At 61.6% G+C, this 10,889-nt stretch carries 10 protein-coding genes; 4 read left to right on the forward strand and 6 right to left on the reverse strand.

What is annotated here, in order from left to right; genetic code table 11:
- The coding region (gene rng, locus VIM98_RS17735; RefSeq protein WP_331994431.1) for a ribonuclease G at positions 1-1,289 on the reverse strand (1,289 nt) is incomplete at its 3' end.
- Positions 1,290-1,687: 398 nt separating this feature from the next.
- Between rng and VIM98_RS17740 the strand changes: the two genes are divergently transcribed.
- Entirely contained in the window at positions 1,688-2,389 is a 702-nt protein-coding gene (locus VIM98_RS17740; protein WP_331994432.1) for a hypothetical protein, read from the forward strand.
- 62 nt (positions 2,390-2,451) lie between these two features.
- Here the strand turns inward: VIM98_RS17740 and VIM98_RS17745 are convergent, their stop codons facing one another.
- The gene (locus tag VIM98_RS17745; protein WP_331994433.1) at positions 2,452-3,555 is read right to left on the reverse strand and encodes a mechanosensitive ion channel family protein; all 1,104 of its coding nucleotides are present in this window, start codon (positions 3,553-3,555) and stop codon (positions 2,452-2,454) included.
- Between the two features lie 55 nt (positions 3,556-3,610).
- Between VIM98_RS17745 and VIM98_RS17750 the strand changes: the two genes are divergently transcribed.
- On the forward strand, positions 3,611-4,135 hold the full coding sequence (locus tag VIM98_RS17750; RefSeq protein WP_331994434.1) for a mismatch-specific DNA-glycosylase: 525 nt from the start codon (positions 3,611-3,613) through the stop codon (positions 4,133-4,135).
- Between the two features lie 132 nt (positions 4,136-4,267).
- On the opposite strand, the gene VIM98_RS17755 is transcribed toward VIM98_RS17750, so the two are convergent.
- Both VIM98_RS17755 and VIM98_RS17760 read right to left on the reverse strand, forming a co-directional pair.
- Positions 4,268-5,554: a c-type cytochrome gene (locus VIM98_RS17755; protein ID WP_331994435.1), complete on the reverse strand. Its 1,287-nt coding sequence runs from the start codon at positions 5,552-5,554 to the stop codon at positions 4,268-4,270.
- Positions 5,551-6,303 (reverse strand): c-type cytochrome, encoded by a 753-nt coding sequence (locus tag VIM98_RS17760; RefSeq protein WP_331994436.1) that lies wholly within the window; start codon positions 6,301-6,303, stop codon positions 5,551-5,553. The genes VIM98_RS17755 and VIM98_RS17760 overlap by 4 nt, the downstream gene beginning before the upstream one ends.
- A 207-nt stretch (positions 6,304-6,510) precedes the next feature.
- Between VIM98_RS17760 and VIM98_RS17765 the strand changes: the two genes are divergently transcribed.
- Both VIM98_RS17765 and bla read left to right on the forward strand, forming a co-directional pair.
- Complete coding sequence (locus VIM98_RS17765; RefSeq protein WP_331994437.1) at positions 6,511-8,133, forward strand: amidase; 1,623 nt, start codon at positions 6,511-6,513, stop codon at positions 8,131-8,133.
- Positions 8,134-8,230: 97 nt separating this feature from the next.
- On the forward strand, positions 8,231-9,133 hold the full coding sequence (gene bla, locus VIM98_RS17770) for a subclass B3 metallo-beta-lactamase (RefSeq protein ID WP_331994438.1): 903 nt from the start codon (positions 8,231-8,233) through the stop codon (positions 9,131-9,133).
- Between the two features lie 15 nt (positions 9,134-9,148).
- Here bla and VIM98_RS17775 read toward each other — a convergent pair whose 3' ends face one another.
- Both VIM98_RS17775 and VIM98_RS17780 read right to left on the reverse strand, forming a co-directional pair.
- A complete protein-coding gene (locus tag VIM98_RS17775; protein ID WP_331994440.1) occupies positions 9,149-10,528 on the reverse strand; it encodes a class II 3-deoxy-7-phosphoheptulonate synthase in 1,380 nt (459 codons plus the stop codon).
- 15 nt (positions 10,529-10,543) lie between these two features.
- Positions 10,544-10,889 (reverse strand): disulfide bond formation protein B (locus VIM98_RS17780; RefSeq protein ID WP_331994439.1); only part of this gene is annotated, 346 nt, incomplete at its 5' end.

Raw genomic sequence — 10,889 nt, forward strand, 5'->3', positions numbered from 1 at the left:
GTTTTTACCGTGCCGCGCCCGCCGCAGGCAGGGCATGGCTCGCACAACTGGCGCTCCAGGCTCTCGGTGGTGCGCTTGCGCGTCATCTCGACCAGGCCGAGCGCCGACATCGGATAGACGGTGGTCTTGGCGTGGTCCCGCGCCAGCCCTTTTTCCAGCATGCGCAGCACCTGGCGTCGATGCTCTTCATCGGTCATATCGATGAAGTCGATGATGATGATGCCCCCCAGATTGCGCAGGCGGAGCTGACGCGCCGCCGCCTGCGCCGCTTCCAGATTGGTGCGGTAGACCGTTTCTTCCAGGTTGCGCGTGCCCAGGTAGCCACCGGTGTTGACGTCGATGGTGGTCATCGCCTCGGTCTGGTCGACGATCAGGTAACCGCCGGATTTGAGGGGAACTTCCTTCCTCATCGCGCGCTGGATTTCATCCTCGACACCGTACAGGTCGAAGATCGGGCGCTCGCCCGCGTAATGTTCGATACGATCGTCCAGGCTCGGCATGAACTTGTGCACGAACTTGACGACCTTTTCGTAGGTTTCGCGCGAATCCACGCGAACTTTTTCGATATCGTCGGTAAGCATGTCGCGCAGGCTGCGCAGCGGCAGCGAAAGTTCTTCGTAGACGCGATCGCCGACCTTGGCTTTGGCAATGTTCTCCTGCACCACGCGCCAGACCTTGCCCAGATAGGTCACATCGAACGCCAAGGACTCAGCCGACTGGCCTTCGGCATTGGTGCGCACGATGTAGCCCAACGGGTTTTCGCCCGTAAGCGAAACCATCACCTCTTTCAGGCGCTGCCGCTCGGCTTCGTCTTCGATACGAGTGGAAATGCCCATGGTGCGCGCATGCGGCAGCAACACCAGATAGCGTGATGGAATCGACAGGTGGGTGGACAGCCGGGCTCCCTTGCTGCCGATCGGGTCCTTCACCACCTGAACGACGATTTCTTGGCCTTCATGCACCAGCTCGCTGATCGAAGGCACATGGCCGTTGCCGTTCCCGTTGCCACTCCCATTGCTGTTGACCGTCGCCTCCGCGCCGCCCTCGGCGGCCGGCAATGGCGGCCGGACGATATCGGATGCGTGCAGGAATGCGGCCCGCTCCAGCCCGATCTCGACAAACACCGCCTGCATGCCCGGCATGACCCGCTGCACCCGGCCCTTGTAGACATTCCCCACATAACCGCGCTTGGAGGCCCGCTCGACGTGTACCTCCTGCAGCATGCCATTTTCGACGACCCCGACGCGGGTCTCGCGCGGCGTCACATTGATCAAGATTTCTTCGCTCACCGCACCCTCCCGTGGGAAGCCTTTATAGCCGTTGCGCAATCGACCTGTCGATCTGGGCGCCATGGGTAGGCCATCAGACGGCACCTGGCGGCGTCAGACGGTGCTGATGCGGGTTTTCCCCTAGTTGCTGGTCTGAGAGGTCCATCCGCCGCAGGACTCAAACCTGGCTGCCCTACCCCAGTGGTCAGCCATGCGGAGCTGCTCAGGCAGCACGCAGCTCGTCAGGGGGCGTGCTCGGTAACTCATTGCGAGGCCCAATGAGGATGAGGTCTGCGTCAAGGGTTGTCGCTGCCATACGACTATCCGACTGGCCATTCAGCTCTTACCGATACCTCACCGAGTTCTCCTGTCGGCACTATCGCGTTCGCTCACATCGAGCGAACTACGATGGCATATCCATGATCAAAGGATTTATAACTGGCATTGCACTGGCGACAGGCTTTGCCGCAGATGCTCAGATCCTTCAGCAACGAGCCGCCGACATCCCAGGCAGGCACGACCTCATCGAACGTCAAGTCAAAGTGCCCGACGCCAAAGGTCGAGATACTGTCGTCACGCAGGTCTTAAGACCCAACAGCGATGGTACTTTCACCTACTTGCATGATCTTCAGCCGCCCCAAACGAAGGATTTTGATCGACGTTTGTGCAGCGACCTGGGAGGCAAAGCCAAATTGGAGGGAGAAAGCATCTGGGGGGCCGAAACGTTAGCCGGCATATTCTGCGAATGGCCGAACGGGCAAGCTCCTAAAGCCGGCATCATGGCGAATGGCCTTTGGCTGGAACCTGAAGGATCACGGGAGGATCAGAGCAGAATATTACGCGTCGATCCAGATTCGTTCACAGGTCAGCTAGTCATCTTACAAGCGTATGCTCCGAAGAATTTTGTTGTCCCATCGCAAGTCAATTACCTGTATCAGGGGCACGCACAAATCATTACTAACACCGCTGGCGTAGCTTCATCCCAACTGCAAATCGGCAATGGCTGCCGTGCAGGAAAACAAGATTGGATACCCGCCAACACAAATGGACAAGTCGGTGCGGCCATTCTGTGCCATGCCCATGGCGTCACTTCCATCAACACGTCCATGACCACTTGCTAGGCCGATGCTCGACAGACACGGGGATTGTCTCTGTTCTTTGAGGTTAGCGGCGGGCGACGGGCTCAAGCATCAGAAGGTGCGCCGGATGAGGTTGTTCCCAGCGAGCGTAGGTCACAAACGCTCGCGCGCTGCCGCGGCAGGCAATCGGGGTAATGGCGCTGCACATAGGCCACCAGCCCCTCGCGCACCCGGCAGCGCAGGTCCCAGGCTCGACCGGAATCGGCAGCACTGACCAGGGCTCGCAATTGGACGGCCCGGTCCGTGGCGTCCACCAATTGCAGAACGCAGACGCGGCGGTCCCACTCCGGCGCCTCGTCGCAAAGCCGACGTAGTTCTGCACGCAAAGGTTCGAGCGGCAAGCGGTAGTCGACCCATAGGAAGACCGTGCCGGTCAAGCGCGCGGTGACACGGGTCCAGTTCTCGAACGGGTTTTCGATGAAGTAGTTTAACGGTACCACCAGACGCCGTTCGTCCCAGATCCGCACGATCACGTAAGTGCCGCCGATCTCTTCGATACGCCCCCATTCGTTCTGGATGATCACCACGTCGTCAAGTCGGATGGGCTGAGTCAAGGCGATCTGCACGCCGGCGATCAAATTGCTGAGCACCGGCTTGGCAGCAAAGCCTATGGCGATGCCCGCCACCCCGGCCGAGGCAAGCAGGCCGGCACCGAACTGGCGCACGGCAGGGATAGTCATGAGGATCGCCGCCAGCCCGATCAGCACCACCATGCCAGCGGCGATGCGCCCCAGTACACGCACCTGGGTGACGACTTGCCGCGCGCGCAGATTGTCCTCGCGATCGACTGGGTACAAGCGTATGGACGCCAACTGCACGGCGCCGATACAGCGAACGGCCAGCCAAGTCAGCACGGCGATCAATAGGATCAGTAGCAGAAGGTTGAGGTTGCCAAGCCAGGCGAAACGGTCGATGTCCGGCGTGACGCGCAATCCGATGCCGAGCATCAGCAACGGAATCAGCCACTCCATGGGTGGGTTGGCGTGCCCCAGCAAATCGGCGGCAAAAGGCCGTCGCCGCGCCAGTCGGTGCAGGAATACAAAGGCAAGGCTGCGCAACACGAAAGCAACGATAAGCGCGACCGCCACCGACAGGCCCAGCCTGCCCCACGGATGTGTGTTCCAGAACGCCAGAAAATCCGCTGCCATGGTTCGCTACCCTGCCGTAGCCCATGTTCATGCGGCGTAGGCAGAATATGAACGCATGAGTGAGCTTTCCATTCTCCCCGACATCCTCGAGCACGGCCTGTCGCTGGTTTTCTGTGGAACGGCGCCGAGCAAACGCTCGGCAGCTGCGGGTGCATATTACGCCCATCCGGGCAATCGGTTCTGGTCGGCCTTGCATGAGGCCGGGCTGACGCCGCGGCGTCTGGCACCGGACGAATTCCGACTGTTGCCCAGTTTCGGCATGGGACTGACCGATCTGGCCAAGCGACACGCGGGCAACGACGATGAATTGCCACGCGATGCATTCGATGCCACGGCCTTGATCGCAAAGATCGAGCATTGGCAGCCCCGCATACTTGCATTTACCAGCAAGGCGGCGGCGCGTGGGGCGCTGGGCAAAGACTGCGGCTATGGATGGTGCGAGCATCGTATAGGCAACACACGATTGTTTGTGTTGCCGTCGCCTTCGGGACAGGCGCGCGGTCACTGGGACATCGCGCCATGGCGATTGTTAGCCGCACAACGTGGGTTTTCTGGAGGAGCGGCTTCAGGAAACCTCTAAAAACCCTCTCCTGCTCGTCATCCTGGCGATGAAAACCGAGGTTTTTTTAGAGGTTCCCTGAAGTCGCGACAAATCGTGACGCAACCGGTTGTCGCGGCTGAAGCCGCTCCTGCAGGCCAGCAGATCTTGGGGTCAATCCACCGGCGTTTGCCGCAACCCACTCACATCGCGATCGCGCACGATCGTTGCGCGGTTCGACCACGCGGTACGGATATACGTCACTACCGCCGCGACATCCGCATCGCTAAGTTGCTGCGCGAACGGCGGCATGGAATAAGGACGCGGGTTGGCCTGCGTGCTGGGAGCGAAACCGCCCAGCAAGACGACGCGCGTAGCATTGGCACCCGTCGGTTCCGTCACCGATGCATTGCCATCCAGCGGCGGGTAAATGCCGTTCTTGCCCTTGCCGTCATCGCCATGACAATCGGCGCACTGCTTCGTATAGATATCGCGACCGCGCTCGGCCAAGGCCTTGGTGTCGAACGGCAACTTCACCTCTGCAGCCACCGGGCGCGGCGGCAACGACTGCAAGTATTCGGCAATGCCGTGCAGATCGCTATCCTGCAGGTGCTGGGTGCTGCGCACGACCACTTCGGCCATCGGACCGAACGCGGTACCGCGCGAAGACTTGCCGGTCTTGAGCAAATCGACGATATCCTGCTCGTTCCAGCCAGCGAGCCCGCCGTTTGCCTGCGTGCTCAAATCAGGCGCATACCAGTTCTGCGCTGGAATCGGTCCACCCGACAACGGTGCATCGTCACGCGCTCCGCCAAGCGCGTCGCGCGCGATATGGCACTCGTTGCAGTGCGCCAGGCCTTGCACCAGATAGGCGCCGCGATTCCACGAGGCCGACTTGGATGGATCCTCGCGGTACTCGCCCTCCTTGAAGTACAACGCACGCCAAGCTTTCAACCCGTTACGGACGTTGTAGGGAAAACGCAGGGTGGGCGCTGGCACTGTATTCTGTACGGCCGGCACAGATTGGAGATAGGCAAAGATCGCCAGCGCATCGTCGCGCCGTACCTTGGTATACGAGGTATAAGAAAACACGGGGTACAGCAACTCGCCGTGCTGGCCGACACCATTGTGCATGGCACGCCAGAAATCTTCGAAACGCCAATCGCCCAAGCCCGTACCTCGATCGGGCGTGATGTTCGGCGCGGCAATGCTACCGAACGGGGTGACTAATTCCCGCCCGCCGGCAAACGGCGCTCCACCCTGCACGGTATGGCAACCAGCGCAGTCGCCAATAGTGGCCAGGTACTGTCCCTTGGCGATCAACGCGGGATCTTTCAGCGATGCGGCATCGACCGGATGCCCTGTATCGGGCGGCGGTGCATTGCTCCGCAGCAGCCACCATGCCAGGGCGCCTACCGCCAGGACTGCTAATGCCAATAACGTGCGTCCGATGGCCTTCATGCCCCCTGCTCCTTGCCACCAAGTACGCCGCACTGCAAAGGTGGATTGACCGAACCTGCCGGTTGCGCGTGCATGTCGGCCGGCAGCTGGCGCGTCGCCAGGTAAGCCGATACAGCGGTGATATCCGCATCGCTCAAACGACTGACAATCTGCGCCATGCAATCCGGCGCCGCCATCGCGCGCGTCTTCGTACGCCACGAGCCAAGCTGTGAACTGATGTAATCGTAGGGAAGACCGACGAGACCAGGGATATCCGGCTGCACGCCGGTCAGTTGCTCGCCATGGCAGGCACGACACGCGGGCACTTGCCGCGCGGCATCGCCCTGCGTCGCGAGGGTTTCGCCGCGCTTCATCGCATCGGCCGCGATGCGCGGCACCGGGGATGGGCTATAGGGTACCTGTTGCGCGGCGAAGTACTGTGCGATCTCCTGCATGTACTCCGGGCTGAGGTAACGCACGGTGTATTCCATCGGCGCGTACTTGCGCAGGCCGTTCTTGAAATCCTGCAGTTGACGCGCCAGGTAACCCGCCGGCTTGCCCGCCAGGCGGGGGAAGAAACCGCTGTCCGGCGTTCCTTCGCCATGCGGCCCGTGACAAGCCGTGCAAGCGGCAATGCGCTGCTGCAAGGTGTCGGGTACGGGCGCATCGTCGGCACGCAAGCGACCGCCCCCGCCCAGCCACAATAGGGTGCTGGTCAGCAAGGCCAGGCTAAGGGCAAATCTCGGTTGCGCAACGGGTATGGTGATCATGCGCGGATTATAGGCATGCGGCGCAGTGCCGCCGCGCCTGCGACAGCATGTTCCGCGACGCGCCGGGTACGTCCCCGGTCCGTCCGCGTTGAACCGAACGCGTCGCATCAAGTACTTACCTGAGTGTTGCAGTCCAGCAAGATCAATACCGGCGCCCTGCTAAGCTGCGCTGTCGCGACAACCTGCCGCATCGCAAAGGGGAACTCCGTGAATCGTTCATCGCTTGTCCTGAGCCTGTTGGCTACCGGCCTGATCTTTGCCGGCCACGCCTCGGCCGCCGAAACATCCGCCAATCCGGCGGACGTCTGGGCGTCCATCGATCAATTACAGCAGCGCATGGATAACGGCGCGCTCACCACGCAGGCACTGGTACAGCAGTTCATCGCGCGCATCGCGCAGATCGACCAATCCGGCCCGATGCTTCGCTCGGTCATCGAGGTCAACCCCGATGCCGCCAAGCAGGCAGCCAAGCTGGACAAACAGCGCAAGGGCAACAAGAAACGCGGCGCGCTCTATGGCATTCCCGTCCTGCTCAAGGACAACATCGACACCGTCGGACCGATGCTCACTACCGCCGGTTCGTTGGCGCTGGCCGACCATCCTGCCCGGCGCGATGCGGCCCTGGTCGAACGCTTGCGCAAGAACGGCGCCGTGATCCTGGGCAAGGCCAATCTCAGCGAATGGGCCAATATGCGGTCCAATCACGCCAGCAGCGGCTGGAGTGCGCGTGGCGGACAGGCACGCAATCCCTATGTACTCGATCGCAACCCCTGCGGGTCGAGCGCAGGCTCCGCCGCCGCCGTCGCCGCGGGACTCGTAACGGTTGCAGTGGGTAGCGAAACCGACGGGTCGATCATCTGCCCCGCGGCCAGCAACGGCCTGGTCGGCATCAAGCCCACCCTGGGCCTGGTCAGCCGCACTGGCATCATTCCGATCAGCCACAATCAGGATACGGCAGGCCCCATCGCGCGCACGGTTGCCGACGCCGCCGCTCTGCTCTCGGTCATTTCCGGTAGCGACAAGCACGATCCGGCGACCGCCGAGGCCGACAAGCACGCGACCGATTACACCAAGTACCTCGACCCGAACGGCTTGAAGGGTAAGCGCATCGGCGTCGTGCGTGCGCTGGCAGGTGCCGAACCGAATGCCGATCGCGCGCTCGAGCGTGCCATTGCACTGATGAAGGCGCAGGGCGCGATCATTGTCGATCCGGTCGAGCTTCCGCATTTGAAGGAACTGGGCGAGCCAGAGATGACCGTGCTGCTGTATGACCTCAAGCACGACATGAACGCCTATCTCGCGACTCGGCCGAACCTGAAAATGAAAACGCTGGCCGATCTGATCGAGTTCAACAAGCGCGAAGCGGCGCGCGAAATGCCCTACTTCGGCCAAGAGCTCTTCGAGCAAGCGCAAGCCAAGGGACCCCTGACCGACGCGGCCTACGTCCAGGCGCAGGAAAAGGCCAAGCGCCTGGCGGGTCCGGAAGGCATCGACGCAGCGTTGAAAGCCAATCAGCTCGATGCACTGCTGTCGCCCTCATGGGGACCGGCGTTCGTGACCGATCCGGTGCTCGGCGATCACATCGTCAGCGGCGATCCGACTGTCGGTGGTGCTTCGCAGCCGGCTGCAGTGGCTGGCTATCCGTCGATCACGGTGCCCGCCGAGTACGCACATGACCTGCCGGTGGGTATCGTGTTCTTCGGTGCGAAATGGAGCGAGCCGACGCTGATTTCGATCGCCTATGGGTTCGAACAGCACAACGCGCCATTTCGGCGGCCGACCTTTCTCGATACCGTCGGTGGCAAGCCGCAGTACAACGACGCTCCCTGAGCGCCCGCAAATCGCCATCGCCTGGACCGCATAGAGCCTTATGCGGTCCAGGTTCGCAAGCCAGAATATCGGCTCCTTCATTGACCGGGAGTGGTGCATGCATCCATGGATCGCCTTGAGCGCTGGCTTTGTGCTGTCGCTTGCTACGCAGGCAAACGCAGCCGACGCGGCGCCTCAGCACTATTCGAATGCCGCCTGGACCCAACCTCAGAAACCGTTTCGCATCTACGGCAACACCTATTACGTCGGCACGCGCGGACTCAGTGCCATTCTTGTGACATCGCCAGCTGGAAATATATTGATCGATGGCACTCTCCCAGAGAACGTGCCGCAGATCGAAGCGAATATCCGCGCCCTGGGTTTCCGTCTCGAAGACATCAAACTGATCCTCAACTCGCACCCGCATTTCGATCATGCCGGCGGTATCGGCGCACTCGCACACGATAGCGGCGCGCAAGTCGCCGCCAGCGCCAAAGCAGCCAAGGCGCTGAAACTCGGCGGTCGGGATCCGGACGATCCCCAATACGGCGAAGCCGCAACGTTCCAGAAGATCGCCAACGTACGTGTAGTCGCTGCCGACGAAACCGTCAAACTCGGGCCGCTGGCGCTGACCATGCATCCGACACCGGGGCATACGCCCGGCGGCACGGCATGGACATGGCGTTCCTGCGAAGGCACACGCTGCCTTTCGATGGCCTATGTGGACAGCATATCGCTGTTCACGGCAGACCATGGCGACTATCGCTATACCGATCCGGCCCACCCCGAGCGCATCGCCGATTTTCGCGGGACTATCGCCACGCTGGCCAAGCTCCCTTGCGACATCATGATTGCGCCACACCCGGACTCGATCGACTTCATCGAAAAGGTCGCACAACGCGACGCCGGCAAACCCGACGCACTCATCGATGCGCAAGCCTGTAAAGCGTATGCGATGCAAGCGCAAGCCAATCTCGACAAGCGCATTGCGAAAGAAAACGGCACGCAACCCGCGCATTGACGCGCGGGCTGGGACTCAGGCCATGCCGCCGGATTTGCGCACGATAAGCATGGCCAACTCCAACGACTGCTCGTAATTGAGACGTGGGTCGACGGTGGATTTGTACGCACGGTCGAGATCCGTTTCGGACAAGTCACGGGCACCGCCCATGCACTCGGTCACGTCTTCGCCCGTCAGTTCCAGATGCACTCCGCCCAAGCGGGTGCCGGCTACGGCATGGATATCGAACGCCTGATCCAGTTCACTGCGAATATTGTCGAAACGGCGCGTCTTGTAGCCGTTGGAAGTGCTTTCGGTATTGCCGTGCATCGGATCGGCAACCCAGAGCACGCGTCGGCCGGCTTGCCTGACTGCCTGCAATAACGGTGGCAAGGCGGAGGCAATCTGAGCGTGGCCCATGCGGTGAATCAGGGTCAGCCGTCCCGGCTCGTCTTCCGGATTGAGCACATCGATCAAGCGCAGCAGGTCGTCGGGCTTGACCGACGGTCCGACCTTCACCGCAATGGGATTACGAATGCCACGGAAATATTCCGTATGCGCGCCGCCCAGCGCTGCGGTACGCATGCCGATCCAGGGGAAATGCGTGGACAGGTTGAACCAGCCCGGATGGCGCGGCACTTGGCGCGTCAGCGCCTGCTCGTAGTGCAGCAGCAAGGCCTCGTGCGAAGTGAAGAAATCGACGCGCGAGAAACCGGCGATCGGTCCGGCAAGGGTTTCCATGAAACGCAACGAATCGCCAATACCAGCCACCATGCGCCGATACTCGGCAGCCAGCGGCGAGTGTTCCACCCAGGCCAGATCCCAGTACTCCGGGTGATGCAGGTCGGCGAAGCCGCCATCGATCAGCGCGCGCACGAAATTCATCGTCAGCGCAGAGTGCGCATGCGCCTGGATCAAGCGCTGCGGATCGGCACGACGCGCTTCGGCGGTGAAAGCGGGAGCATTGACCAGGTCACCGCGGAAGCTTGGCAGTGTCACGCCGTCGCGCGTTTCCATATCGGCCGAACGCGGCTTGGCGTACTGTCCAGCGAAGCGTCCGACGCGAAGCACGGGCTTCTTCAGCCCGTGCACGAGCACCAGGCTCATCTGCAAAAGCACTTTCAGGCGATTGGAGATAATCGGGCTGGTGCAATCGGCGAAGCTTTCCGCACAATCGCCGCCTTGCAGCAGGAAGCGCTGGCCTTCCTGAGCCTCGGCCAGCGCCTGCTTCAATGCCAGCACCTCCCAGGAGGTCACCAGCGGCGGCAGTGTAGCGAGCTGTCCGGTGCAACGGGCCAGTTCCTGCGCATCTTCGTAATGGGGTTGCTGCAAGGCTTCGCGCTGCTGCCAGCTATCGGGTGCCCAGTTGTGCACTTCGTGGAAGGGGGCGGCGAATGTGGACATAGCGCGGACCATCACACTTGGATTCCTTTAAGGGGTTCGTGGCTTGCGCAGGGTGGCGACCAGGATCAGAACTATCAGCACGAGGTACCAGAACGTCGTCCAGGCCGGCATCGGCAGGCCGAGGATCGGCTCGACCTTGGCGCACTCGCCCGAACCGGTGAACACCATCTGTAGCACTTTATGGAACGGAAAGGTGTTCATCATATAGCCCAGGTTCGGGCCACAGGAGGGAATTTCATCCGGCGGCAGCGTCTGCAGCCACAGATGCCGCCCGGCCACCGCCAACCCAGCCAGGCCACCGACGATCGCGCCACTGGTAAATACCCAACGAGCGCCCCTCTTACGCGGGAAAATAGCGCCCAGAAGGAAGAAT

The sequence above is a fragment of the Dyella sp. genome (assembly GCF_036568765.1).
Lineage (GTDB): Bacteria > Pseudomonadota > Gammaproteobacteria > Xanthomonadales > Rhodanobacteraceae > GSA-30.